The organism is Nocardia sp. CA-135953 (assembly GCF_050955735.1).
GTDB lineage: Bacteria > Actinomycetota > Actinomycetes > Mycobacteriales > Mycobacteriaceae > Nocardia.
Genome location: NZ_CP192082.1, coordinates 5,318,973 through 5,342,803, shown reverse-complemented (window position 1 = coordinate 5,342,803; position 23,831 = coordinate 5,318,973). Strand labels below are relative to the sequence as shown.

26 protein-coding genes and 1 pseudogene are annotated in these 23,831 nt (G+C 62.1%); 14 read left to right on the top strand and 13 right to left on the bottom strand.

Features of this window, described 5'->3' with window-relative positions; genetic code table 11:
* The first annotated feature begins 12 nt into the window (after window positions 1-12).
* The 3 genes from ACQPXH_RS24580 to ACQPXH_RS24570 all read left to right on the top strand — a co-directional run bounded on the left by ACQPXH_RS24580 (window position 13) and on the right by ACQPXH_RS24570 (window position 3,675).
* Complete coding sequence (locus ACQPXH_RS24580; protein WP_433598854.1) at window positions 13-312, top strand: hypothetical protein; 300 nt, start codon at window positions 13-15, stop codon at window positions 310-312.
* A 210-nt stretch (window positions 313-522) separates the two neighbouring features.
* Window positions 523-972 (top strand): hypothetical protein, encoded by a 450-nt coding sequence (locus ACQPXH_RS24575; protein WP_433598853.1) that lies wholly within the window; start codon window positions 523-525, stop codon window positions 970-972.
* A gap of 1,845 nt (window positions 973-2,817) precedes the next feature.
* On the top strand, window positions 2,818-3,675 hold the full coding sequence (locus tag ACQPXH_RS24570) for a hypothetical protein (RefSeq protein ID WP_433598852.1): 858 nt from the start codon (window positions 2,818-2,820) through the stop codon (window positions 3,673-3,675).
* A 246-nt stretch (window positions 3,676-3,921) separates the two neighbouring features.
* On the opposite strand, the gene ACQPXH_RS24565 is transcribed toward ACQPXH_RS24570, so the two are convergent.
* On the bottom strand, window positions 3,922-4,239 hold the full coding sequence (locus tag ACQPXH_RS24565) for a hypothetical protein (RefSeq protein WP_433598851.1): 318 nt from the start codon (window positions 4,237-4,239) through the stop codon (window positions 3,922-3,924).
* A gap of 560 nt (window positions 4,240-4,799) precedes the next feature.
* Between ACQPXH_RS24565 and ACQPXH_RS24560 the strand changes: the two genes are divergently transcribed.
* A complete protein-coding gene (locus tag ACQPXH_RS24560) occupies window positions 4,800-4,970 on the top strand; it encodes a hypothetical protein (RefSeq protein WP_433598850.1) in 171 nt (56 codons plus the stop codon).
* Window positions 4,970-5,308: a hypothetical protein gene (locus tag ACQPXH_RS24555; RefSeq protein WP_433598849.1), complete on the top strand. Its 339-nt coding sequence runs from the start codon at window positions 4,970-4,972 to the stop codon at window positions 5,306-5,308. The genes ACQPXH_RS24560 and ACQPXH_RS24555 overlap by 1 nt, the downstream gene beginning before the upstream one ends.
* Before the next feature lie 1,121 nt (window positions 5,309-6,429).
* Here the strand turns inward: ACQPXH_RS24555 and ACQPXH_RS24550 are convergent.
* Entirely contained in the window at window positions 6,430-7,473 is a 1,044-nt protein-coding gene (locus ACQPXH_RS24550; protein ID WP_433598848.1) for an XRE family transcriptional regulator, read from the bottom strand.
* Between the two features lie 49 nt (window positions 7,474-7,522).
* Window positions 7,523-8,197 (bottom strand): hypothetical protein, encoded by a 675-nt coding sequence (locus ACQPXH_RS24545; protein WP_433598847.1) that lies wholly within the window; start codon window positions 8,195-8,197, stop codon window positions 7,523-7,525.
* Window positions 8,198-8,809: 612 nt separating this feature from the next.
* Between ACQPXH_RS24545 and ACQPXH_RS24540 the strand changes: the two genes are divergently transcribed.
* The 3 genes from ACQPXH_RS24540 (at window position 8,810) to ACQPXH_RS24530 (ending at window position 11,093) form a co-directional block, all read left to right on the top strand.
* A complete protein-coding gene (locus tag ACQPXH_RS24540) occupies window positions 8,810-8,980 on the top strand; it encodes a hypothetical protein (protein ID WP_433598846.1) in 171 nt (56 codons plus the stop codon).
* A 159-nt stretch (window positions 8,981-9,139) separates the two neighbouring features.
* Window positions 9,140-9,328, top strand: coding sequence for a hypothetical protein (locus ACQPXH_RS24535; protein ID WP_433598845.1), 189 nt, complete (start codon window positions 9,140-9,142; stop codon window positions 9,326-9,328).
* 415 nt (window positions 9,329-9,743) lie between these two features.
* Complete coding sequence (locus tag ACQPXH_RS24530; protein ID WP_433598844.1) at window positions 9,744-11,093, top strand: hypothetical protein; 1,350 nt, start codon at window positions 9,744-9,746, stop codon at window positions 11,091-11,093.
* Between the two features lie 704 nt (window positions 11,094-11,797).
* On the opposite strand, the gene ACQPXH_RS24525 is transcribed toward ACQPXH_RS24530, so the two are convergent.
* Both ACQPXH_RS24525 and ACQPXH_RS24520 read right to left on the bottom strand, forming a co-directional pair.
* Window positions 11,798-12,166 carry a hypothetical protein gene (locus ACQPXH_RS24525; protein ID WP_433598843.1) on the bottom strand — a complete coding sequence of 123 codons (369 nt, stop codon included), beginning with the start codon at window positions 12,164-12,166 and terminating at the stop codon, window positions 11,798-11,800.
* Window positions 12,167-12,187: 21 nt separating this feature from the next.
* Window positions 12,188-12,508: a hypothetical protein gene (locus ACQPXH_RS24520; protein ID WP_433598842.1), complete on the bottom strand. Its 321-nt coding sequence runs from the start codon at window positions 12,506-12,508 to the stop codon at window positions 12,188-12,190.
* 71 nt (window positions 12,509-12,579) lie between these two features.
* On the opposite strand from ACQPXH_RS24520, the gene ACQPXH_RS24515 reads away from it, so the two are divergent.
* The 3 genes from ACQPXH_RS24515 to ACQPXH_RS24505 all read left to right on the top strand — a co-directional run bounded on the left by ACQPXH_RS24515 (window position 12,580) and on the right by ACQPXH_RS24505 (window position 14,900).
* Window positions 12,580-13,254 (top strand): hypothetical protein, encoded by a 675-nt coding sequence (locus ACQPXH_RS24515; protein WP_433598841.1) that lies wholly within the window; start codon window positions 12,580-12,582, stop codon window positions 13,252-13,254.
* Between the two features lie 458 nt (window positions 13,255-13,712).
* Window positions 13,713-14,081 carry a hypothetical protein gene (locus ACQPXH_RS24510; RefSeq protein WP_433598840.1) on the top strand — a complete coding sequence of 123 codons (369 nt, stop codon included), beginning with the start codon at window positions 13,713-13,715 and terminating at the stop codon, window positions 14,079-14,081.
* A gap of 321 nt (window positions 14,082-14,402) precedes the next feature.
* On the top strand, window positions 14,403-14,900 hold the full coding sequence (locus ACQPXH_RS24505) for a hypothetical protein (RefSeq protein ID WP_433598839.1): 498 nt from the start codon (window positions 14,403-14,405) through the stop codon (window positions 14,898-14,900).
* A gap of 191 nt (window positions 14,901-15,091) precedes the next feature.
* Here the strand turns inward: ACQPXH_RS24505 and ACQPXH_RS24500 are convergent, their stop codons facing one another.
* Window positions 15,092-15,469: a DUF6508 domain-containing protein gene (locus tag ACQPXH_RS24500; protein ID WP_433598838.1), complete on the bottom strand. Its 378-nt coding sequence runs from the start codon at window positions 15,467-15,469 to the stop codon at window positions 15,092-15,094.
* A gap of 234 nt (window positions 15,470-15,703) precedes the next feature.
* Between ACQPXH_RS24500 and ACQPXH_RS24495 the strand changes: the two genes are divergently transcribed.
* Window positions 15,704-15,901, top strand: a complete 198-nt coding sequence (locus ACQPXH_RS24495; protein ID WP_433598837.1) for a hypothetical protein — start codon at window positions 15,704-15,706, stop codon at window positions 15,899-15,901.
* 197 nt (window positions 15,902-16,098) lie between these two features.
* Here the strand turns inward: ACQPXH_RS24495 and ACQPXH_RS24490 are convergent, their stop codons facing one another.
* The 6 genes and pseudogenes from ACQPXH_RS24490 to ACQPXH_RS24465 form a co-directional block, all read right to left on the bottom strand.
* Window positions 16,099-16,932, bottom strand: a complete 834-nt coding sequence (locus tag ACQPXH_RS24490; protein WP_433598836.1) for an SAM-dependent methyltransferase — start codon at window positions 16,930-16,932, stop codon at window positions 16,099-16,101.
* A gap of 50 nt (window positions 16,933-16,982) precedes the next feature.
* Window positions 16,983-17,540, bottom strand: a complete 558-nt coding sequence (locus ACQPXH_RS24485; RefSeq protein WP_433598835.1) for a DUF5996 family protein — start codon at window positions 17,538-17,540, stop codon at window positions 16,983-16,985.
* 118 nt (window positions 17,541-17,658) lie between these two features.
* Window positions 17,659-17,808, bottom strand: a pseudogene (locus ACQPXH_RS24480) (DUF5996 family protein); the annotation flags it as partial.
* A 293-nt stretch (window positions 17,809-18,101) separates the two neighbouring features.
* Entirely contained in the window at window positions 18,102-18,782 is a 681-nt protein-coding gene (locus ACQPXH_RS24475; protein ID WP_433598834.1) for a GntR family transcriptional regulator, read from the bottom strand.
* Window positions 18,769-19,500, bottom strand: coding sequence for a maleate cis-trans isomerase family protein (locus ACQPXH_RS24470; RefSeq protein ID WP_433598833.1), 732 nt, complete (start codon window positions 19,498-19,500; stop codon window positions 18,769-18,771). Before ACQPXH_RS24470 ends, ACQPXH_RS24475 begins: the two co-directional genes overlap by 14 nt.
* 10 nt (window positions 19,501-19,510) lie before the next feature.
* The gene (locus ACQPXH_RS24465; RefSeq protein WP_063040696.1) at window positions 19,511-20,251 is read right to left on the bottom strand and encodes a maleate cis-trans isomerase family protein; all 741 of its coding nucleotides are present in this window, start codon (window positions 20,249-20,251) and stop codon (window positions 19,511-19,513) included.
* 85 nt (window positions 20,252-20,336) lie between these two features.
* Between ACQPXH_RS24465 and ACQPXH_RS24460 the strand changes: the two genes are divergently transcribed.
* Window positions 20,337-21,302, top strand: coding sequence for a D-2-hydroxyacid dehydrogenase (locus ACQPXH_RS24460; protein WP_433598832.1), 966 nt, complete (start codon window positions 20,337-20,339; stop codon window positions 21,300-21,302).
* A gap of 12 nt (window positions 21,303-21,314) precedes the next feature.
* Entirely contained in the window at window positions 21,315-22,706 is a 1,392-nt protein-coding gene (locus ACQPXH_RS24455; protein WP_433598831.1) for an amidase, read from the top strand.
* 209 nt (window positions 22,707-22,915) lie between these two features.
* Here the strand turns inward: ACQPXH_RS24455 and ACQPXH_RS24450 are convergent, their stop codons facing one another.
* Window positions 22,916-23,791 carry a glycosyltransferase family 2 protein gene (locus tag ACQPXH_RS24450; RefSeq protein WP_433598830.1) on the bottom strand — a complete coding sequence of 292 codons (876 nt, stop codon included), beginning with the start codon at window positions 23,789-23,791 and terminating at the stop codon, window positions 22,916-22,918.
* Between the last annotated feature and the right edge of the window lie 40 nt (window positions 23,792-23,831).

The window sequence follows — 23,831 nt, the reverse complement described above, 5'->3', positions numbered from 1 at the left end:
GTACTCCGAGGCGTGAGAAGTGAGATCTCCGATCTGCGCTGGTGGAGACGGCAGCTGCTGCGGGCCGAGCTGACAGTGCGTGGACTACCGCACACCGTCGGCAGCGACGCCGTTGTGGTCTACGCGAACGGACGGTGGTTCGACGTCTACGCCTGGCTGCGCAACGGCCGGTCTTTCACCTGGGCGATCGACTACCCGCATGCGGAGTTGGCTGATGAGCACCCCGGCCACGAGATCGGACGCCAGACCGGGTTCCGGTTCCGCGTCGATCAGCTGCCCGAGCTGTGGAGGAGGTACCAGATCACGCCTTGACCATGCCGACCATTCGTCTGGTGGTGCGGGAGGGTGTGCGGCGGTCCCTCCCGCGTCAAGGGCGCAAGCGTCGCCCGGCCGGGCGATGGCCTTGGTGGCCACCCTGGACCCGCGAACCTCTACCGCCACACGGGCAGAGCCCTTCGAGGGCAGGCAGTGAGCCTGCCCCCTTCATCCCCTTTCACCACCTCAACCACGCAGGAGAATCTAATGACCAACGCAATGACCGACCTGGACCAGATCAACGCCGAGCTGATGAGCCAGGGCGCCCGCAACCCGTTCGGCCGTGACGTCGAACCGAACACAACGGTGTCCGGTGAGATCGTGGCCGTGGTTCGGCGGCACCGTCACAACAGCCAGGGGCAGCCGCTGTATTGGGTCAACCGCAAGCCGATGGTCGCCCAGTCCGGGGACCCGGTCGTCGATTCCGCGCTGATCCTGGAGACCGGCGAGCGTGCCGACTCCGATGACGAGGGTCTGCGTTCGATCACGTTGGATCGCGATATGCAGCGTGCGATCGCCGCGGGCGTGCGTCGTGCTCGCGCCGGCGGTTTCGCGATCGGCGGTCGCCTCGATCAGCTGGTCTACGTCGGCCCGGTCGAGGGCGGCGGCTACGGCCGCGTCTACGAGCTGGTGGCCTACATCCCGCCCGCCGACTAAACCGCACCACCCATCGGAGCCCCGGTCGAGATTTCGGCCGGGGCTTCGTCGTGTGTTCAGCCGGTCGGCCGTTCGAGTGCCGTGGTTAGGCTTTGCACCGACTGTTCCCCGGCCCTTCCTCCGCAGGCGAAACGAGTCCGGAGCGGCGGTTGCTCAAGGGGGGCCGTCAGGCCATCGGCGCAGCCGACGCGACGGTAGGAGCGCCCTTGAACAACCGACGAGCCGGGCTCACACTATTCGGCTGAGGAAGGGTCCTTTTCGTGTCGCGGCGGCAGCATTTCAGGAGTCGATCTTGGTGTCGATCGGCAGGCGAAAGACGCGCGACTTTCTAGCGAAAACCCAGCACCTGTGTAGTGCTAGCTTTTCGTGGGCTCAACCACCACCCCAACCATCCCGTGAGCTGGGCAAAGGGCGGGATTTCTGCTCGCTCCCCCACCCCCACCCAGTCCGACATCTCATCACCCACTTCGTGGTCAACGAGATGTCGGACTGGGTGGGGGTGGGGGAGCAATCAGAAATCAAAAGATCAAAAGGGGGGAGGGTTGGGGTGGTGGAAGAGAGAAAAAGAAATTGGTTGCGTTTGGGTGGTATCGGAAAGTTTGCGACGTGGTGCTTTGGCATACGAGGTGGCTGGTGGCGTCGGGTGCGGATGCTGCGGTCTACTGCACGCAGCTGGCGTGGTACATGGTTGGTTAGCGCGTGGTTGGCACGTGGGCGCTGGACGTCCACGTGCACGAGCGATGCTCGCGGAAGAACTTCCGCGGCCGGTGGCCGCGTGGCCCTGGTGGTGGGTCGGCCTGCATTGTGTTTCCGCGCCCCTCCAGCGTCAAGGGCGCCTGGCGGCGTCGGCTGCGCCGATGGCCTGCGGCCACCCTTGACGCCGGAGCCTCTACGCGAAAAAGGCAGGCCTTAACGGGCAGGCGGAGCCTGCCCGCCTATCTGTGCAATCCGACCCACACCAAGGCCAAAAAGCAGGCGGCAGCCCGGATAGAACGGAGCAACCATCCTGACAGCAACGATTCAGCACGAAATATGGCGATTGACAGGCTAATAGTGAGGCGAGGGTGTGCATAGATCAGGTTGCTGGACCAGATATCGGCGCACAACCGAGCCGCCGGACAGAACCGTGCCTCCCCATGCAGGAATGTGATCGACGCGCTTCTCGCGGATCGCAGCAAGCTTGCCAACCGGTAACTCAATTGGCAGTACCTGACAAAATTACTTGCGGCGGCAGCGTCGATCAGACGATCGAGCCGCACAATAGTGCGAGTCGAGATCTTACCAAGCAGTAAGGATCAAATGTGGGGAGTATCACATTGTATAGAAAAGTGAATCAATCCGTCCGACACGCCCAGTTGCGTCGCACCGGTGTGCGAATGCCGCAAACGGTGCTGGTCACCCCGTCCGATCAGGCGAAAATGACGATTGTGTGATTCCGTAACCCCGCCGTTATCATTGTGAGATAACTCACCTACTGGTGGTGCGGTGTTATTGGTAGTGCGCATTTCAGATTTGTGAGACACGACGCTGTCATGTGCTGGTTGTACGCTGGCGCACAGGTTTGGAGGACTCTACAAGCCTGGCCACCGTGGGCGACCCGGTGAACGGGCGTGCGGTGGAAGACCCCCAACAGCAAGCTGGCCCGGTTCCGCGACATCGGAACCGGGCCGGTGCCGGCTCGAGGGCGCGGCGGTGACTTGCAGGTCGCTACCCAGCCTAGCGGGAGTTCGTTCGAGGGCAATACCTCGGCTCCCTCTCTTCTCGGGCGGCAGCGAGTGGAGAGGAGACTCCGTGCCCACAATCACGGAGTACTACGGGATCACCGGCATGGTGCCCTTCGCGGATGTGAAGATCGAGATCGACAATCGATTGTTCCTCGATCCGCATCTGATTCGCGTCTCGGCCGCGCCACAGCCGTTCGCCGATTACGCGATGTTCTGCATGGACAGCTTCTTCGGCGAAGTCGCCGGATGCGTCATGTCCGGCAGCCCGTCGGAGTACCGCCGCGGACTTGACCTGCTGCAGCACTTCGGTGAGCCGCGGGAAACGCGACTCGGGATGTCGGCGGCCGGGATCGACGGGCATGGCGGTGCTGAGCTTGTTGGCACATGGATCTGGGAAGCCCTCTGCGACCCCAGTATGGAACTGCTGCTTCGTGTTGGAATCCTGTGTCAGATCGAGGCCATCCCGCTGTTTGTCGAGGGCATCGACCGCGACATCACCAGCGACCTGACCACGCGGATCATCTTCTCCGCCTTGGTGATGTTCACGGCCGAGATGGTGGCCAAATACCCCGAATTCAAGGCTCAGCCGTCCGGGATAACCACCGTCAAACGACAGGTGTGGGATCCAGAAGATTGTCGATGGGTCGAGAAGCCCGTGGAGTTGCCGGTTGCGGACGGCAAGCCCCTCTTGTTGGTTCCGAAGGGCTGGGTGCGGCAGAACCTGCTGATGTCGGCGGGTCGATACTACGAGACGACTGTGCTGAGCTGGGCGCAGGAAGACCGGGCCGTGACCTTGGACGGGAAACTGCTGAAGTCCTCAAAGGAGGAACTCAAGCGGCAAGCCGGACTCGCGCGAGGTCGGTCGACCAACCTGTCGATCACGCGTCGCGCCTTGGAACGTGCGGAAAACCTCATCGCACGGTTCATCGCGTTCGTTGACCAGAAGTGGACTCCGCCGAGCGATCGGGACGCTGCCTAAACATGCTGTGGGGTGCCAGGTGTCGACGCCTGGCATCCCACGGACCATGAACTGAGGATGCTCGTAGGCATTTACCTCATGTCACCGGAATCGGTCGCGGCGCGCATCGGCCCGGCATGCGCGGAAGCTGACCTCTTCGACATCGCGGCCTGAGTTGAAGCGGACGAGCGGTTGCCGATGCGCCGGAAGGCCGGGGCGTAGGCTGCCCCGGCCTTCCGACAATCATCGGTTTTGTTTTGTGTGGAGCTAGTCGATCAAGACGACTTCACGGATACGTTGCTTGCCGCCGGGCAGTTTCTCCACGACCGCGAAGGTGTTGCCGTTGGTCTTTTCCGTCTCGATGAAGTTCCAAACTGCGATCGCGCGTCGAACGGCCTCGGTGGCGCTGATCCGCTTTTTCTCGGCCCAGTCACGCAATACCGCGGCGACGTCCGGGGCCAGGTTGATCGACAGCCGCACTACATCGGCCTTGCCTGCCGTTGTGGTTCCGGCTGGGTCATGGGCTCGATCTTGAACAGCCATGTTTCGTGAGCTCCCCTCATAGTCGATCAGCTCGGTGTTCACGCATAACGCGAACCCGCCCTCCCCGACGGTTCGAGCTGTCGTCGTATCGATACGATGTCGCGACCCGGCAAAGTTCCCCCCTTGCCGAGTCGCTCTCATCTCGTGGTGTGGTACTTCGGCCCAGTGAAGCGGCAACCTCGCTGGGCCGATCTCTTGTAAGCGTCGAGCCTTCTTCATCGGTTCTTCGTTCCTGCGAGGCCGCAACCTCACAGCAGACCATTTGCCATGCTTCGGGCAAAGTGCCAGGTCAGACAGCGCCCTCCTATGCCATTTGGCAAACAATCACGTCCCTGACAGTAGGATGAATTACTGAGTTCGTCAAGAATGTAGACGCATGACACGCTGGTATTAGGTGTGTTCGATACGTAATTGGTACGCACCGTGGTGGTAGCCTTGCCGTCGACTGAAGATCAGTACGAAGGCCGTAACCGCGGCCGAGCGAGGGGAGTAGCAAAGCTTTGGGGACGAGCCGGATCTTTGAAAGCAGTGGCACCTCCTGGCCGTCGCGTTGCGTTATCGTGGTGATCCACGACGGGGCAGTGTGGGGGTTCGTGCAGCTGATGACCGAGCAGAAGCCGCTCAACTGGACCGCGGGCGAGATCGCCGAGGATGAGTCGCCCCATGCTGGAGTGGGCGACGTCATCGAAAAGTCTTACGGCTACGCCTGCCCGACGTGCGGTCATGACATGAATTCCGTATGTGATCAATGTGCGAGCGAGGCCGCCGTCTAATGCCCTCAGAGGATCCGGATCCAACAGGGATCCATGAAGCCGAACCGCCCTTGTCCGGGTTGATAGATGTCACGCCGATCACTGAGGATGAGACTCCGCAGGGGGTGGTCGGCGTCGCCACGGTGGGAGAACGTCTGGATGGGCACCGCTTTTCCCTTGCCTCCCAGCTGCTTTGGTTGGTCGCTGCGACCACGGTTATCTTGCTCGGTGCTGCGATCTTCGCGCCGTCTGACCACCTCGAGGCCGTCAAATCGATAGCCAGTGTCGTTTTCGGGCCGCTGATCACGCTGCTCGGCACCAGCTTCGCGTGGTACTACGCCAGCCGGAAGTCGGACTAGCAGAGCAGTTCTCAAGGGACGAGCTGCTACCGGCTGGGGTGCCCCCTCGCTTGTCTCGCCGCCAGCTCAAGTTCTCCGGTTCTTCCTTCCTGAAACCCGTGTTCTTGCAATTGTTCTTGCGTTCGCTAGGAGTGAACTGGGCTTAGCAGGGGTTGGCGGCATCTGCGGTGATTCGGGTTGGCGTGTCGGGGATTTTGTCGGTTGTGATGTGGTCCAATAGCTCTGGCTCGCCGTCGTGACCATCCCGGTCTCGGCGGCGAATCGTCCGATCGGCCGGAAGTTCGTTTCGAGCCTGCGGATCGAGGTGGAAAGTTATGGCGCTCTGCGAACTTGGCGGTGGCAGCCTCTAGACTTTCCTCTCGGTTCGACTCGTGCGTCCTTCGGTTCATCGAGTCTCCCTGCTGTGTCGTCTCCCCTCCCCTCGGAAGACGTTGTCCGACTGCCGCAATCGGTTGGCATGCAGTGCGGGAGATGAGCTGGATCGTGATTCGCATCGCGGTCGGACACCACCTCGTAACGGCATTCGTAGCCGGAGCGGGTGGGGACAGTCTGCGTTGGTGCACGATTGTCGTATCGGGACTCGACGCCTTGTGGTGTCTGGTTCTGACATAGCGACAGCCTGGCACCAACGGTTACCAGGCTGTCTGCCAAATCACTTGCGCGCCTGCTGGTTTCGGGGCCACCGTCGCGCTGGTGATGCTGGTGCTCGGGCGTCAGGCGGCAACCTGACGACCCGGGCACTTTCATTTAGTAGGACGTCCATACGGTATCTCGTACAGAGTCAAGCAACCGTGCGCGGGGGTTGTGACCCAGCTCACGACCCAACCCAGTGTGTAAGGGACTGTACTCGTTTCTTTCGGCCGAACATTAGGCGAAACGCCCAGCGAACCGATGACAAATAGCTGTCCGCTAAGCGTCCGTTGGGCGTGCTGAACGTTGAAAACCCAGGTCGGACTGAGGGTTTCGCCGTAAGAAGGCTCTCAGACCAAAGTCACGATTTGGTAACCGGTTCTATTCGCGCTGATCTTTCGTCGTCAACCCAACTGGTCAGGTCGGAATGAAAAGCGCGAATTTCCCGGATATGGAGAGCCGAGTTCACATTGTCGAGGAGATTCTGACAGCTAGACCGCATGTAACCGGTATTGACCCGTGAGGTTGCGGTGGCTTGTGTCGCTGGTGACCTCGGTTTCTTGAGCGGCTCGCAGCTCGGCGCCGAACGTCAGCGCATGCACGTCGCCTACAGGGAGATCCAACTCGTTGGCGACTACCCGGACGCTGACCTTCGAACCCGATCGGCTGAACACCTGCGGGAACACCCGAGACATCTCATAGTTCGGCATCCCGCCCGGTTCCGATGACCGGAATCCTCGGGTGGACAACTCGATACAGATCTGACGGTAATTCCAGTCGCTGATCCAGTCGGTTTTGTGCGCCGCCATCGCCAGCGCCATCGCCGACACCTTGAACTGGGTACGCACGGTCAAAATGTCCGCGACCGATGGGGTCGAGGACAGATATTCAACGATGCTCGCCGCCGGTACCAGGAACTCCGAGGCGAACGCATCAGCCTCTCGCTCGAGTGCAGCTGTCTGGCACGGTTCACCGTCGTGCAGGACGAGGTGGCCGATCTCGTGGGCCAGGTCGAACCTGATCCGTTCTGGGGATTTGCGGCGTGCCAAGAACACGTACGGGGTTCCGGATCGCCATATCGAGTACGCATCGACCGCATCGGCGATCGGCGGCAAGCTGTAGACGCGGATGCCGCGAGATTCACACAGCTGCACGAGGTTGGGCAGCGGCTTGGTTCCCAGTCCCCAAATACCGCGTAGCAGCTGCGCGGCTGTCTCGGGGTCATTGCCGGTCAGCGATGGCAGTGTCATCTCGGGTAGGACGAACCGTTTGGAGATCCAGCGGTCGATCTCTACGCCCGATATGCCGGCCGCGACTGCGGCATCGCGTTCGCGGGCGCTGGCTCGTCGTGCGGCACGGAAACGAACCTCGTTCGGGTCGAACATCGGCGCGCCATCGCGATCGAAGTACCCGACGGGGAAGTTCAATGCTCCCGCGAGCGCCGCGGCGACATTCCGCGGCGCTTCACTTGTCTCGTACCGGGTGATCGTGCGGGGGATGACCGACAGCTGTCGCGCGAGTTCGGCTTTGGTCATTCCCCGACGCATCCGTGCGATCCGGATCCTGTCTGGGTCCAGGTACGTCTCAGCCGACTTCGACGACTTTGAAGTTGACGTCTTGTCCTCCGATGTCGCGCGGCCTCGCGCTGTCACTGTCCGGCCTCCATTCATCGAGGATCACTCGCACATTCCAACCTGTGAACTGGCCGTCTTCGAACCCGAGCGGCAGTGATATTTCCATACGCACAGCGTTGGTGTCTCGGTGGTACACCAGGAACCACGGCCCCTGCGGTGGCTGCTTGCGCACGTCACTCTCATCAGCGCGGGCGCTGCCGCGAAGTGCTTGGACCGTGATCAGTGGCACCATGTCGTTCACGGCCTCTTCAGTGGCTTTGCCGCGGCGGCGTGCAGCCGATGGGCCTCTCGGATTGTCGATGATGCCGGTGATCTCGTTGCCGCCGACGACGGACAGCGTGTATGTGCCGTCCTTGCGTTGGGAGATGGGACGATTTTTCGGATCGTCTCCGACCCACAGCTTCGTAACGGCCAGTCGTTCACGCATCGTGCCGACGACATAGATCCACCGCATGAGACCCGCGGCCGTGACCGGATGATGCGTGGTCATGTTCCGGGCCGAGACATCGCCCGCCTGGATAGCAGCGGTGACGTCCGGGACGGCAATACCCATGTGGCTTAGATACTCGGGGGCGTCGGGAGGTTCGATCACGATCGGGTGATGAAACGGCATTGGCTGGTTCATGGTGGTGATACCTCCGTCGCGCCTCAATTTTCTGTTGAAAACCGGTCAATGACCAGGTCACAGGCAGATTAACACACACGTCCTGGCGCAGGTGGGCTTCAAAGCCGTTGACACTTCAGGGGATTCGAGCGTGGGGGCGGCCTAATGAAGCTCGAATCGTTGCCATCAACAGAAGGCCAGCACGTCGGCATGTGTCGCCAACGGTCGATTCGAACCTGAACATGCACGTGGTCGTGTCCCCGCGCTTGGTCCGCTACGCGCGACGATCTACCTCGACAGCGGCGCCAGCCCAGCGATATAGGCATCAGTGGTCACACTTCGATGTGAGCGGTGGCGTGTAGACCGCATATCGGCAGAAGTTGCAGATGTGGACTCGATGGTGACCACCCGCTTCCAAGCAGGGCGCGGCCCCGACCGTTGCTCGGCCTGGCCCGAAGCGGTGCCCGCGCGGGCAGCTGACCGGCGCGGGTTCAACCCAACCCTTGCGGGTCCAGTACAGCCGCTCTGGTTCGGTGACGATCCGGCCGTTGACCTCATACACAGGCTGCCAATCATCGAACATACTTTCGATACTTGCACAAACCGGTCGGTTGCAAAAGATAGGCTGCGGGCATGGTGAACATCGGTGACCGAGTCCTGCTCGCGACAGGTGGCGTATCGGAATTCGAGGTCCTCGAGCTGGACGGCGACCGTGCCGTTGTGGAATCCGTCAACAAAGCCGCGCCTGGCCGCTATCCGTTCAGCACGGAGGCTGCCCTACTGGTTCCTATCGACCCGGCCTGATCCGGAGTGCAGGGGTGATTGCTGTCGGGATGCTGTCGAGGAAGGCGGAGCCGCCGAATCTGCGGTTTTTCGCGGGTTTTTCGTGGCGAATTCGCGGGCAAATCCATACCTCCGCCGCACACTTTCCGGAGTCGTTTCAGCACCTCAGCGATCGTCGAAGTGGTCAGCGAACCGTTGTCCGGCGACGCCATCATCTGCGATCTGGGTCCCGTCGGTGCCGCCCTGACCGAAGCCCCGTTCACCGTCGGCCCGAGTTGGTTCGCGGGCGCGGACGAACCGATCGCAACGCTCGACGAGCTGACCGCACGCCGCGCGGCCGACCAGATCCGGGCAATCCTCGGACCCTGAACGCCCTGCCAAGTCAGCCTCCTGAAATGCGGCGACAGGTTAAGGCGCTGACAAGATTGACGATGCCGCGGATCCAGCGGCTTGGCCAGGCAGCGCCACGAGATCCCGACTTCGGCCGCGACGTGGGCGATCGGTCGGGCAGCATCGACGCGTTCACAGAGTCGTCGGCGGCCGTGGGGTCAGGGGTGCGTTTGGGGGGGGTATTCGCGCCAAAGCAGCTGTCGCGCAGGTTGGTTCCAACCTGAATGCGCATGTGGTGGTGTTCCTGCGCTGGCTGGTTCACGACACCGACGACCTACCGCAACGCCCGGCTGTCGACGACACCAATCTCATGAGACAGCACAACTAGGCCGCGGCCAGTGTGCCCGGCACAAAAATCGCTAGCCACAACATGATTCGTCCGTAGACTCTCCTCGTGGTCGATGAGCCGTACAACCTAAGCGAAGACGAACCCCTCCCACCACAGCTCCTAAGCTTTCTGGATGAAATCAAGAAACGCGCGAAGGAAACGGGAGTCGAGGTTAAAGAATTCAGTTACCCAGACTCCGAGTTCGTCAACGTTCCAGATTATATAAAAGTCCAAATCCCTAGGGGTGCGTCGGACTTTCAAGTGGTTCGAGTAGATGCCTACAACTGGGACGATCTACTGAACTCCAACTTTGAACACTTTTGCTTTACAGAAACATATCATGCCGTAGTCGATACGAGAGACGGATCGGTCGAGGCCGCTCTAGTATCCGCCTCGACCGGACGTTATCCGACTCTATTGAATGTGAAACTCAAGAAAATCCCAGGTATCGAGAAGCGTGAGTATGAAGTCAAGGTGCCCTGGCTTGAATTATCGGATGATGACCCTCCTAATACGCGGAAACGAACTGCGTACATATTGCGTGTTGAAAGTCAGGACGGCGCTGTTATTGAGATTTCTCACGGCAAATCGTTCGTGCTGACCAAGGCTGGCGGAGAAAAACCCCGATCGTATACTCTGAAGATAAGCCATCCAGATGGCGTGTCAGGACCTCGAGCAAAGGCTCTGCTGGACGGTCCGGCTCGGGATTTCCTATTCGATTTGGATGTGGTCCATAGCCTCAACGTGGCCCTTGCTCACCACAGAGTACAGCCGATCACCCCGGCGGGCAAAGAGGTCGGCACCCATCCAGCCGAGTATCCTGCACTGAAATACGACTCGCAAGGTCATGCGCTTTACTGGTATGCACTTAGCGCGCAACAATTCCCACTGCTCCAATTCCTTGCCTATTATCAAATACTTGAATTCTACTTCCGCTCCTTCACTAGAGAGTCAGTAATTCGCCAGATTCAAACTAGAGTTAAGAGCCCCCGATTCTCCATAAATGATGCGGCATCAATAGGGACTATAATTGACATTGCTCGACCCGCACATCTGGGCACCAAAGGAGAAAAAGAACAGCTGACGTTGACAATACGCGGCTGCACTCCACCCGATAGGCTTCGCGATATTTTAAATACGCCGTACATCAAAGGATCAGTCTGCGCGAAAAATCAGAAGTTGACGAAAATAAAGGGCATCGATCTGAGATCTTCTGACGAAGAGTTGTACAACTCTGTTGCGGCGAGGATTTACGACATCCGATGCAGGATTGTGCACACGAAGGAGAGTTCCGAACAATTGGAACTCGAGCTGCTATTGCCTACAGACGACGAAGTTAGACACCTCGGGCCGGATATCGAGCTCGTGCGCACAATAGCCCAAGACGCGATCGTTCATGGTGCGCAGTATCGGTAGAGTCTGATCACCAACTTCTAGGTGGTCCGTCCCTGCGGCGAGCAGGCGGGACCTGGAGCAGCGCCCAGGTCATTCCACGAGTTGCGCAGCTTCTCACATCGCAGGCCATGTCACACCGAACCAAGATCGACTGATGGGCAGTCGATTTCACGACAGGCAAAGCCCTTCCTCGGCTGGAGAGCGTACGCCCAGCGCGTTGTGCCTGTGGAGGAAAGCCCAGGGGAACGGTCAGGGGACAGTGGCCGACCGGCGGTGGACATGACGAAGCCCCGGCTGAAACTCTCGGCCGGGGCTTCGGGGCTGGGTGCGGTTACTCGGCGGGCGGGACGTAGGCCATGAGCTTGTACAGTTCCTGCGTGCGAGCATCGGCATAATCGTGAAGAGTTCGCCGTGATCGCTGGCCCCTGTGGCATGTGGTTTCATCGCGACTTTGAACACCAATAGATTATGGTGAAATGCTCTGTGACATGCAGGTTCTTTGCTGGTGTGCACAGCGCCGAGAGTGTTTGATCTCATAATCCATTGGTCGCGGGTTCGAGCCCCGCCCGCCCCACAAATATCCAGGTCAAGGGCTTGCGGACGGTGTTTGGAGTGCTTAGTCGCCCAGGTCACCAGTTACTCACCTTTTTCAAATTGTGGGTACATCTTGCTGGCTCCGCCGCCCGACGCCCTGGCTGACCAGGGCATCGGGAGCTGGCTGTTTGCTAAACAGTGATGACCGATGTCAGGCGTCGCTGGTCACTCACAATGGCCATGTTCGGCTCGATGCGGCAATCCCGTCTTTGCTCATCCGGCAGAGCGGAGGCCGCGAAGCGATTGCTGGCGTCGGGACCTTGATGGGTGCGTTGGACGTAGTGCCGTCGTGTCACCGCTTCGGTGTTGCCTAGTTGGGCGGCCGCTACACCGATATCGGATTGCCCGCCGTCGGTGCCTTCGGCCAGATGCGTGCCGACGGTCTTGCGCGCCGCGTGGGGGGTTTCTGGGGTATCCCGGTGACTCCGATCGAGTGCCTGCTGTAGTTGCTTGCGGGCATTGCGAGGATCGCGCAGGGTCCCTTGTTGGGATGGGAACACGAGATCTTCGGGCTCATGCGGTTATCCAACTGGCGGCGGGCAGTCAGCCTCCACAGCCCACTCAGGCAGCAGCAGTCGGCGTTTGCCATTCGGGCCACCCTTGGGATGCGGTTGGATGATCATCCCGCCGCCGCGTATTCGGACGACGGTCCCCTCAACGAGCACCGTGGGCTTGTTGGCGTAGAGATCGAGGTGCTTCCACTTCAACGCCGTCGTCTCGCCGATCCGGGATCCGGTGGCCAACGGTAGATCGACCAGATCGGTAATACCGTTCGCGACGGCGAGCCTGTCGCCACGGAGCCCGCTTCGGATGCGTTGCACCTCGTTCAGCGACCACGCCACAACCGGTTTGTCTTCGACCTGAATCGGTGCGAGCAGTTTGATGATATTTCCGGCACTGGCGCCGTATCGGCTTGCGAGCGTATTCGTACGCCACCGCGTGTCAGCGGATCTTCTCCACACAGATCGCCGCGCTGAGCGAAACCGCGAATATGGGCGGCAATGTGGGCGAATCCAAAGCATGGGCGACGTCCTACGATTCGACCGTTACCACGGCGAGGAGTATGACCGAGCTGCTCGTCACCGCGATGGGCAACTACGCCGGCATACTGAATCAGCTCGGCTACAACCACGCTCTCGCGGATTACGTTGCGGGAACCGGTCGACCGGAACCGACGAAACCAGCGGATTTGTTACCGGCATGGTCGGTATGCGTGACACCGCCGCCCTCGGCAGGCGGGCCGGGTAGTGGCCTGTTCGACGATGTCGGGTTCGCGGTGTCGGCGCTCGAGGATTTCGGCGTGTCGATGCCCGATGGGGAACCCCACGACTTGCAGACCGCCGCCGATTCCTGGGACAAGCTCGCCTCCGCCGAATCGGGGGTGGGCAACCTGCCGACGTTGCTGGACCAGCTGGCGAAGACATTCGAGAGCGAAACCGCTCCCGATGCCTCCCTCGCCGATGAGGACATCCGGGAGCTGAAAGCGTCCGCCGAGGGCGTGCTCACCCTATACAAGGACCTCGCCAAATCCTGCCGCGACCATCGCTCCGCGATTCTGGAGTTCCGGACGCAATTGGGCGCGCGATGATTGACGGTGTATTCAAGATCAGTACGGCAATTCCCTAACGCTTTGGAAGGTGAGGAAATATGAATGGAACATCGACAATGCCACGCCCGCTCTCTTCGTTGGAAGAGTCGATCATTCGGAAATTGTTGTCGGTCGACTTTCCCGGTGCGAGTGAGTTCGTATCACAAATCGCGCACACTCGGGTGGCTGCCAAGTGGAGCGACGGGTCGCCGAGTCTCTATCTGCATGTCTCTTCCGATGCGCCGAAGTCGAGCTTCGAAGATGGCGAGTTGCCGGTATCCGGTGAAGTGACCGACCCGCGCGGGACTGTCACTGGATTCATCACCCTTTGGGCAGAGGATGGGTTTCTACACGGGCTCGAGTACGCGTGGCACACAGACCAGTGCCCAGTGTCGCTACCGAACCCGGCCGATGTCTTGATCAAGCGGTTCAAGTAACACCACCTACCAGGAGGGCTGATGAGTGCCACACCGATTCAGCCGCGGGCGCTCACCGAGCTCGAGTCCGGCGTCGTCACCAAGCTGCTGTCGTCCGGCGCCGCCGGTGCGGGCGAGTTACTGTTGCAGATCCCGTTCGCGCAGGTCGTGGCGACCTGGGGTGACGGTTCACCCAGCGTTGACCTGTCGGTGCCGCCCGGTGCGGTGCCAACGTCCGGATCGACGGACGGGATCTTTGCCAGCGGAGCGGTCACGGACCGCAACGGGGCACCCGTCGGTGAGGTCATCCTGTGGGTCGAGAACGGCAGGCTCAGCGGAATCGAGTACGCCTGGTATACGGATGAACGGCCACGGGCGCTCCCCGAGCCTGCGCGGATCGAGGTTATGTAGAGCTTTCCTCGACTCGTGCAGCACCTACTCGAGTATCGCGCCGGGCCTTCGACTGGGCAGCGGGCGCACATGCCACCCTGGCTATCCGTCCCGAATTGGCAGTTCCGGAAGTTCGGTTTGCGCGGTTACCGAGATGATCTCGGTCCGTTGATCTTTGGGCGTGCCGCGCGGCCGCCTCGTACAGCGCCCCCATGCGGCGTATACGGACGTTCGTTCATGTCCCAGACAAGACCGGTGGGTCGCAATTGGGCTGAATAGATACAGCTTTCGTCGCTCAATACAACTCGGCAACAGACCAACCAGCTGGCAGACTCGATCACCATGTCGAGCAACGATGAGTCCGCGGCTGTGCATCCGCTGCCCCAGCTCCCCAGCGATGAGGCAGCAGGGCGCGGCTTGGGCCGAGCGATGGTGGGGTTGGGTGGTCTCGGAGTCCTTTTCGGGCTCTTTCTCCCACTGGCGCACGACCCCCATTTCGACGCTACGTACTCGCTGATGGGGTCGCGTCAGTTCGGCACGCCAGGCGTTTGGGTGCTGCTCATCGGAGCGGTTCTGCTGCTGCTCGCCGCGTGTCTGATGTTCGAGAGAGTCCAGACCCCGCAAAAGCTTGCAGCTTTGCTCGTCCTCGCATGCATCGAAGTCGTCGGATCCGTGTTCGCCACCGCGGTCGCCTTCATCCTGATATGGACTGGCTCCCGCAGCCATATCACCAGAGCTGACTTCAGATACGGCACAGCGGTACTCCTGTTCTCCTCCGCGTTGACGATCTCTGGCGCGGTGTGGTGGTGCATCCACGGGAAACGGGCTAAGCGGCCATGAGCGCGCATCCAGGCCAACCGCGCGATAGGCGGCATGCGAGTGCGTGCCGAAAGCCCAATGCGGTAGTCCGCCAGCAGGACTGACGTCTTCTCCTCGTGAACCGTCCTTCCGACTCGGAGTCTGTGTTGGCGTCTGGTCGCTTCGAGCCGCGCAGGTCGCAGCATGTGTAGGTATCGACGTGAACCGTCAGCTCACTCTCGGAGCACCGCCTGGAACCGGCGGAACGCGCTGATGCGTCGCGAGATCCACGACTGGCCTAGTGGTGCGTGGATGTGCTCGGCGTGGATCGTCGCTATGCCGTCGTACCACTTGCGAAGGCGCAGCAGGGCTGCCTGGAACGTGCCGTCGTCGAGCGCGTGCCCGATCGTTCCGTCGCTGAATCGCTCGGCTCGTATTATCGCGGTCAGTATTCGGCAGGCCTCGGCGACCGGGGCATCGGCCAGACCCTGGCCGCCTCGATGCCGCCGGACACCGTCCCAATTCGTCCAATCGAACCCCACGATCGCGTCCACTTCGTACAACGCGTGCTCGACGTGACCCACGGCGTCGCTGTAGACGGCGTAGGGCATGCACAGCGAACCGGCGGTGTTCTGGGTGCGGAGGAGAAGGGATACCCGAACAGAACCGAGAACAAGTTTGTCTACGGGAGAAAGGTTGACCCGGCGACCTAGGGGCGATGACCTCCACCGCGCAGATCGAGCTGGTCAGGCGCACATAATCCGAAAGTAGCAACATGGTGCCGGTTCCGCGAAGTAGCCTACGGTTCCATGAGCGCATGTGAGGTTTGCGGTAACGATTACGCTATGCCGATCGTCGTCGAAGCTCAGGGAACGCGGCATGTCTTCGACTGCTTCGAGTGTGCGATCCACCGCATGGCACCTATCTGCGAGCATTGCGACTGCAAGATCATCGGCCACGGAGTGGAGTCAGATGGTCGATTCTTCTGCTGCGCGCACTGTGCCGTGTCCGAGGGTGCCAAAGGTTTGGTCGACCACGTGTGAGGGCGGTGTCGTCCTGGGACCGAGGGGTATCGACTCGCCGCGGTACCGTCCCGATGGGCTGCTGTTGCTCTCGTCCAGGCGGCGGATCACGTTCGACGGCGGTCCGGGTGCCGAGCCCGGCGACCGTATCGATGCCTGGCTGATCACCGACAACCGTGCCTCGTCCCGGGTCGGTGTCTCCAGGGTCGGGGGTTGTATTACTTGCGTGCAACGCCCGCGTAGGCGGACACCTGCGCGTCCATTTTCTTCGGGGGTGCGAGACCGTCCGGGTGCCAGCGGTGCGGCACCTCTACACCGGGATCGACCAGCTCTAGTCCCTGGAAGAACCGCATGAATTCGTCTCGGCTTCGAACTTGGCATGGCAGGCCGCTGCGACGGTAGATTTCGACCACGGTAGCTATTGCCGTCGGATCGAAGTCGGGCGTGACGTGTGTCATCACCAAATACGAGCCAGGAACGAGCTCGGCCATCAGAGTATCGACGATGCCGTAGGCATCCTGCTCGTCGGGGATGAAATGCATCAGGGCGTTGAGACTGAGCGCGACCGGTTGGGTCAGGTCCAGTGTCTCGAGCAATCCTGGGGCGTTGAGGATCTTTTCGGGTGTCGTGACGTCAGCGGAGACATAGTTGGTACGCCCCTCATGTGAACTGACCATCAATGCCCTGGCGTGGACGAGCACGATCGGATCGTTGTCGACGTAGACGACTCGCGCGTCAGGCGCAACCTGTTGGGCCACCTGATGCAGGTTCGGCTCGGTCGGGATACCGGTTCCGATATCGAGGAATTGACGAATGCCCGCGTTTGCAAGGAACCGTGTCACGCGGTGTATGAAGGCCCTGTTCTGGTGGGCGGCCACCCGCACTCCCGGCCAGATGCCCACGACCTGTTCAGCCGCCGCCTCGTCCGCGGTGTAATGGTCCTTGCCGCCGAGGTAGTAGTCATACATTCGGGCGGTGTGGGGCTGATTCTGCCGCAGGTCGACGGGAGAACCGGGTTCCACGGTCGGAGTCTTTTCATTGTCGAAGCCCATGCTTGCCACGCTAGTCTATTCGGCGCCTTTGATGTGGCCGTCGGTCCGCCCTATCGTCGGATCCGAGATAGCAAGCGTTGGCCCGAGTTTCGCGCCCCAGCAGTCATTTGCGCCAGCACGGGCCGGGCGAGAAGTTGTGTGCGATCGACAACGTACCCGCGCAAGCGCCGTGAGGTGCTCGAGCGTTTCCGGTGGCGGACGGTCAGCGCAGTGACCAGGGCGTGGCGGCTCGCTTTGAGCCCACCGATGTGGATCGCATTCGAGTGTGCGGCGATCCCGATGGCCGAGTTCGGCTGCGGCCTCATATGTTTCGTGGAGGAACTCGGGCGTTCGGATCGTTCGCGGTGCGGACCGTTCATAGGTAGGACGAATTCACCCAGGTCGGGGTCGTAGATTGCGCCGGGCACCTGCAGGCGGCGTTCGCGGTAGCCGTCGGGTTCAGGATAGGCATAGGCGTAGAACGCGCCTTCCGCGCCGCCGGGCCAGAATCCGCAGCTGCTGAGTTCGTGTGCATCGCCCTCCACCATGGCCCAGTCGGCGCAGTGCGGTGCGCCGCCGCTGTGTTCGGGAGCGATCCGTCCTGAAAAGCGTGTGTAAGCAAGATCCATTGCGCTCCAATAGAAATGAACCGGACTGGTCTTGCCGGTACAGTTCGGAGCGAAACTCGTTGAGCGGGCGGTTGGCATGGACGAGTTGCCGCCAGTACGCACGCGCGGACGTCGGATCGTAGGAGGCGTGCTGGGTGTCCTCAGCGAACGGGATCGACAATTCGACTTCATTGGGGTGCCCTTGAATTCGGGTCTCGAACCCGAGTTCGTCCAGCGCTTGCAAAGTTTCGGTGTAGAACTGCGCCACCGATTTCGGCGCGAGTGCCACGGTGCGGGTACCACCATGACCATGCGAGATATGGATGATGCTCGCCGAGACATCACGTTGATGGTGCTGGACCCGAACAAGAAAGCCGGTCAAGCGGTGTACTTGGCGCGCGCTCGGGCGTCCGACCGGCGGGGCCGTCGCTGGATGCCGGAGCGAACAGTCCGGTGAGGGAAGCGGTGACGATCGTCTACGAGGACATCACGGTCGAGAACGTCTGAATGTCGGCGCGGACCGCGCAGCAGGCGGTCATGATCGGCGGCAGTGACGATAGCCGGGCAGCACCGGCGAGATGTTCAGGTTGCCTGCTCACCGAGGGTGTACTGGTGGTGCAGGCGCTGGACCGCGTCATCCATGTGCTCGACCAGTAACGTGCGTGCCCTGCGCACTGGCCCCGAGCCGATCGCATCGCGCAGTTCGACGTGCTCTCGTGCTTGTTCACGCAGGTCCGGATACGTTGTTTGCAACGCCCCCAAGCACATTCGGGTTTCGATCAAAAGTGTGCGGGCGGCGCGGACCAGGCGGGGGCTGCCCGCGCTGTTTACGAGGGCCTCGTGGAAGGCTTGGTCGGCGTCGGAAACGCCTGCGGCGTCGCCGTTTTCGGCCTGGGCGCACATGGCGGTGACGCTGTGTTCCAAAGCCGCATAGGTGATATCTCGGCGGCCGTCGAGGATGAGGGCGAGGGCGCCGCCTTCGATGGCGGTTCGGGCGCGGTAGATGTCGACGACGTCGTCGATGGTCAGTTCGATGACGAAGATGCCGCGGTTGCGGATGCTGTACAGCAGGCCCTCGGTGAGCAGGCGCTGCAGTGCTTCGCGGACCGGGCCGCGCGATACGCCGAATCGGGTTGCGAGGTCGGCCTCGCCGAGTTGGGCGCCCGGGGCGAGATTGCCGCGCATGATCGCTTCGCGGAGCCGGTCGGCGATCATTTCCGCCGTCGACTGCCGGTTCACCGGCTCGAAATCAACGACCGACATGGATATGCCTTTCCGAGAAGAGAGAGCCGAGCACCCCGGATGCCACCGTGCTGCCGGTAAGTCGCAGGCCCTCCCAGATGGTGACCTGATTGGCCGTCAACACGATCTTGCCCAAGCGGGCCTCGAGTTCCGGCAATACCCCGAGGGTGTGCATGGCGGTGTCCGGGATCAGCAGCGCTTGCGCGTCGGGATGATCGTTGGCGGCCGCCAGCTCGCGCACCTGCTCGGCGGTCAAGGTGCCGACTTCCGCGGCCGTGTCGATACCTGCGCTGGAGAGGGCGACCACGTCGATTCCGGCATCGGCCAGAAACTCCACGAACAGCCGCGCCACCTCGTCCGGATAGCTCGCTGCGATCGCGACGCGGCGCACGTCGAGCGCCTGCGCTGCCGCGACAAAGGCGAGGCTGGTGCTCGAGGCCGGTACTCGTGCAGCCGAAGCCAGCTCGCGCACCTGTTCCCGCGCACCCTGCGGTCCGTATACGAAACTCCCTGAGGTGCAAGCCCAGACGACGGCGTCGGGCTTGTCCGATGCGAGCAGTGCGGCGCCGTGGCGCAGTTTGTCCGGACTGCCCAGATCGAGCAGTTCCGGAATGGCGTGCAGATCGGTGCCGTAGATGTGGGCCACCGGCAATCGCACGCCGAGCAGCGACGCGGCGAGCGGGTAGTCGTCCTCGGCCGCGTGGTCCGGATAGATGAATCCGACGGTGGGTGCCTGCATGTTCTTCCAATCAGAAAACGTTGAGTAGCCACTTTCCCGGACCGGTCATCGGCAGCTTCATCCGGCCCAGGCAGGCCCACATGGTGAGCTGATTCGCCGTGAGTACGGGTTTGCCGAGCGCCTGTTCGAGCGGCTCGATGACGTCGTAGGTGGGCAGGTTGGTGCAGCTGACAAAGATCGCCTGGGCCTGCGGGTCGTCCGCGCCGACGATGCGTTCGGCGATGGTGCGGTAGTTGACCTTCCAGATGCCGCCGCCCAATCCCAGGTGGTCCGAACGGATTACGGTGCAGCCCGCCTCGGCGAGGAAGTCGTGCAGTTTGTGGGTGAGGATTTCGTCGTAGGGGGTGAGGACCGAGACTCTGCTGATGTCCAGATGTTGGATCGCCTCCACGAGCGCGCCGGAAGTGGTGACGGCGTCCTGCGCTCCGGCCCGGCAGATGGTGTCGCGCAGTGACCTCTCATAGGCGAGCCCCCGGATGAAACTGCCCGAAGTACACAGGTAGGCAACGACTTCCGGCTCGACATGCATCACATCGCGCGTCGCCGCCGTCAGATGTACCGGGTTGGAGACCAGTTCGGCCATCGCCATCGAAACCGGCACCGGTTCATACGGCGTGCGGGCCAGGTGCAGGCTGACGTCGAGCGGCGCCCAGCGCCAGAGTTCGCGTTCGAGTGCGAGGTCGAACGGTGCGATGATCCCGATCCCCCGTTGTGCAACGGGCCCTTCGATATCGGGAAAGCCGAGTTCCAATGCGGCCCCTCTCGCGCTCAGCCGTCAGACCTCCGAGAACGATCGGATTGTTGACAATCATACGATGTGATTTTAGTGTGTCAATGTGGAACAGGGCCCGATTGTCACCGTCCTGCACAGTGACAGTGTGCCCGACGCGGACCTCATGGCCCCCGTGGCCGATCGAGCCGAAGTACGGTACACGGAAGCGCCCGGACTCGCCGACGCACTGCGCGGCGCCGACGCGTTGTTCGTCTACGACTTCCTGACTCGCGCGATCCCCGGGGCCTGGCACACGGCCGATCGTTTGCGCTGGCTGCATATGGGTTCGACCGGGGTGGATCCGGTGATGTTCCCCGAACTTCGGGAAAGCGAGGTCGTGGTCACCAATACACGTGGCGTATTCGATACGGCCATCGCGGAATACGTCTTGGGGCAGATCCTCGGTTTCGCCAAGGATTTGTCCGGGTCGCTGCGCTTGCAGCAACGGCACGAATGGCGGCACCGCGAATCCGAACGCATTTCGGGCGCCTGCGTCCTGATAGTCGGAACCGGCTCGATCGGTCGAGCTATCGCGCGGTTATTGCGCGCGGCCGGTATGACCGTGCGGGCGGTGGGACGCCGGGCGCGGGCCACCGACCCGGATTTCGGCACTGTGAGCACTGACCTGCTCGCCGAACTTCCCATTGCCGATTACGTCGTCGCGGTCGCGCCGTTGACGCCGCAGACCCGGGAAATGTTCGATGCCAAGGTATTCGCCGCGATGAAACCACATGCGAGGTTTGTCAATGTCGGCCGTGGGGAACTCGTTGTGACCGACGACCTTCTCGCCGCACTCAGCACCGGATCGATAGCCGGGGCGGCACTCGATGTGGTGGATCCGGAACCGCTGCCGGCGCGGCATCCGCTGTGGGATCTGCCGAACGTGCTTATTACTCCGCATAATTCGGGTGATTTCAGCGGCTGGCGAACCGAGGTCGTCACGGCGTTCACCCGCAATTTCGATAATTGGATCGCCGGCCGGACTTTGGACAACGTGGTCGATAAAGAGCTGGGGTACGTGCCCGGCTGAAGGAGCCCTGCCATGAGTTATCCGGACAGCAATACGCAACCGGCCGCGATGACCGCCGTCGAATTGGTCTCGGCCTACGCGGCCGGCACCCTGTCCCCGGTCGAGGCGACCGAGGCAATTCTGGAAGCCATCGCGGCGCGCGACGGTGAGGTGAATGCCTACTGTCTGGTCGATCCGGATCGCGCACTGGTGCAGGCGAAAGATTCGGAGGCGCGCTGGAATTCGGGTTACGCCCGCGGGCTGCTGGACGGCGTACCGATTTCGATCAAGGACATTTTCCTGACCGAGGGCTGGCCGACTCGGCGTGGCAGCACGTCGGTCGATCCGAGTGGTCCGTGGCAAGTGGACAGCCCGGTCACGGCCCGGCTGCGCGAGGACGGGATGGTGTTCCTCGGGAAGACGACGACGCCCGAAATCGCTTGGAAGGGGGTCACCGACAGCCCGCTGACCGGCATCACCCGCAACCCGGTCGATCCCACGACAACCTCGGGCGGATCCTCCGGCGGCAGCGCGGCTGCGGTGGCGGCGGGGATGGGTCCGGTGTCGGTCGGCACGGACGGCGGTGGGAGCATTCGCATTCCGGCCGCGTTCTGCGGCATCGTCGGTTTCAAGCCGACGCACGGCAGGGTCCCGCTGTATCCGGCGAGCCCGTTCGGTCCGCTGGCACACGCCGGGCCGATGACCAGGACGGTCGAGGATGCCGCGCTGCTCATGGACATTCTGGCGCTGCCCGATCCGCGCGATCCGACCGCGCTGCCGCCCACGGTGGCGACCTTCCGCGGCCAGATATCGCGTGAGGTGCGTGGGCTCACCGTCGCCTACTCGCCGACGCTCGGTTATGCGCAGGTCGACCCGGAGGTTGCCGCGATCGTGGATTCGGCGGTGCGGCGGCTGGCCGATGCCGAGCTGCGGGTCATCGCCACAGATCCAGGTTTCGAAGACCCGCGCGACGCCTTCGAAGTGCTGTGGGCCGCCGGTGCGGCGACCATGTTGGCGAAATTCCCGGACGGCGCGCGCGAGAAGGTGGACACGGGACTGCGCACGGTGTGGGAGCGCGGCGAAACCGTCAGCGCCGTCGACTATCTCGACGCTCGCGCGGTTGCCGCCCAACTGGGCATCACCATGGGCGCCTTCCATGACACCTACGACCTGCTGATCACCCCGACGATGCCGATCACCGCATTCGAGGCGGGGCACGATGTCCCGCCCGGCAGCGGGCTCGACGGCTGGCCGCAGTGGACGCCGTTCACCTATCCGTTCAATATGACCCAACAGCCCGCGATCAGCATCCCCGCGGGCAAGACCGCCGCGGGGCTGCCGGTCGGACTCCAGATCATCGGACCGCGCCACTCCGATGATCTGGTCCTCGCGGTCGCCCGCTACGCCGAACACGTCCTGGGCTGAGTCGCGTCCTCGGGATCGGTCACCGAAGAGGACTGCAGTCGATCATCCAGGAGTCCCTGGAAACGCAGGGTACGGGCATTCGCCTCGAACATGCGGATCAACGACGACTGCGACCAGTGCATGCCCAGCTCCCGCACCGGCAACACTGTCGTCCACAAGCTCCTTGACGACCTACGGGCCGGTGTCGGCCTAGACGAGCAGCCGTTCGTCTAGCGGTTCCTCATCCACTGGAGCAGCGCGGTCCGGGTCACCGCCGCCAAACCACGAACGATCAGTCCGGCCGCGACCAGCGGCGCGAACACGATCCAAGGTGATCCCTTGTGATAATCGCAGTAGAACCGCAGGGCACTGCGGTGGTGAGAGCGGACTTTTCGGAATGGCGCGGACCGCATACTGCCGCCCTCGCGGTGGCGGATCTCCACGTTCGGGTCCAGGACGACCCGCCATCCGCCACGGTGCATGTCAAGGGCCATCTTGGTTTCCTCGAAGTAGAGGAAGTAGCGGTCGTCGAATCCGCCTACCGCTTCGAACGCCTCGCGCCGAAACAACATGCAGCAACCAGAAATCCAGTCCACATCGCTCACTTCGGTGACGGGCGCACCGAAGTAGCGACGAGTCGCCGGATTGCCCGGCCAGATTCCACCCAGCAACGCGTGTGTGATGCCGACCGCCAGCGACGGAAACCGCCGCCCGCTCGGGTACGGTGCGCCGTCCAACCGTGCGATACGCGGACCGATCATCCCGATCCGTTGGTCCGTCGTCGCGGTCTCGACCAGAGCCGCGATTGAGCCAGGCACGAGATTGGTGTCGGGATTGGCGACGAGAATCCATTCTGCGCGGGTTGCAGCGGCGCCCTGATTGATCGCTGCGGCCAAGCCGACATTGCGCGTATTGCGGATAACTCGGCCGCCGAATCCTTCGACGATGTCTGCGCTGCCGTCGGTAGAAACATTGTCGATGCCGATCACATCAACCGCGTACGGCTGCACCGCCGCCGGAAGCGACTCCAGGAATCCAGGTAAATCCTCAGCGCTCTGGTAGGTGACCAAGGCCAAGCCGACAGTCTTCTCATCCGAGCTGGACATGCCGTCGAAGCTATCACCCTTCGGCCTTGCCGCGCCGACG

Excerpts from the sequence above, each read along its gene's own strand:
- ACQPXH_RS24500 (WP_433598838.1), bottom strand. The coding sequence starts at position 15,469 with ATGCCCTACGCCGTCTACAGCGACGCCGTGGGTCACGTCGAGCACGCG.
- ACQPXH_RS24510 (WP_433598840.1), top strand. The coding sequence starts at position 13,713 with ATGAGTGCCACACCGATTCAGCCGCGGGCGCTCACCGAGCTCGAGTCC.
- ACQPXH_RS24560 (WP_433598850.1), top strand. The coding sequence starts at position 4,800 with ATGACCGAGCAGAAGCCGCTCAACTGGACCGCGGGCGAGATCGCCGAG.
- ACQPXH_RS24575 (WP_433598853.1), top strand. The coding sequence starts at position 523 with ATGACCAACGCAATGACCGACCTGGACCAGATCAACGCCGAGCTGATG.
- ACQPXH_RS24545 (WP_433598847.1), bottom strand. The coding sequence starts at position 8,197 with ATGAACCAGCCAATGCCGTTTCATCACCCGATCGTGATCGAACCTCCC.
- ACQPXH_RS24485 (WP_433598835.1), bottom strand. The coding sequence starts at position 17,540 with ATGGATCTTGCTTACACACGCTTTTCAGGACGGATCGCTCCCGAACAC.
- ACQPXH_RS24455 (WP_433598831.1), top strand. The coding sequence starts at position 21,315 with ATGAGTTATCCGGACAGCAATACGCAACCGGCCGCGATGACCGCCGTC.
- ACQPXH_RS24540 (WP_433598846.1), top strand. The coding sequence starts at position 8,810 with ATGGTGAACATCGGTGACCGAGTCCTGCTCGCGACAGGTGGCGTATCG.
- ACQPXH_RS24475 (WP_433598834.1), bottom strand. The coding sequence starts at position 18,782 with ATGTCGGTCGTTGATTTCGAGCCGGTGAACCGGCAGTCGACGGCGGAA.
- ACQPXH_RS24495 (WP_433598837.1), top strand. The coding sequence starts at position 15,704 with ATGCCGATCGTCGTCGAAGCTCAGGGAACGCGGCATGTCTTCGACTGC.
- ACQPXH_RS24555 (WP_433598849.1), top strand. The coding sequence starts at position 4,970 with ATGCCCTCAGAGGATCCGGATCCAACAGGGATCCATGAAGCCGAACCG.
- ACQPXH_RS24505 (WP_433598839.1), top strand. The coding sequence starts at position 14,403 with ATGTCGAGCAACGATGAGTCCGCGGCTGTGCATCCGCTGCCCCAGCTC.
- ACQPXH_RS24550 (WP_433598848.1), bottom strand. The coding sequence starts at position 7,473 with ATGACCAAAGCCGAACTCGCGCGACAGCTGTCGGTCATCCCCCGCACG.
- ACQPXH_RS24470 (WP_433598833.1), bottom strand. The coding sequence starts at position 19,500 with ATGCAGGCACCCACCGTCGGATTCATCTATCCGGACCACGCGGCCGAG.
- ACQPXH_RS24450 (WP_433598830.1), bottom strand. The coding sequence starts at position 23,791 with ATGTCCAGCTCGGATGAGAAGACTGTCGGCTTGGCCTTGGTCACCTAC.
- ACQPXH_RS24490 (WP_433598836.1), bottom strand. The coding sequence starts at position 16,932 with ATGGGCTTCGACAATGAAAAGACTCCGACCGTGGAACCCGGTTCTCCC.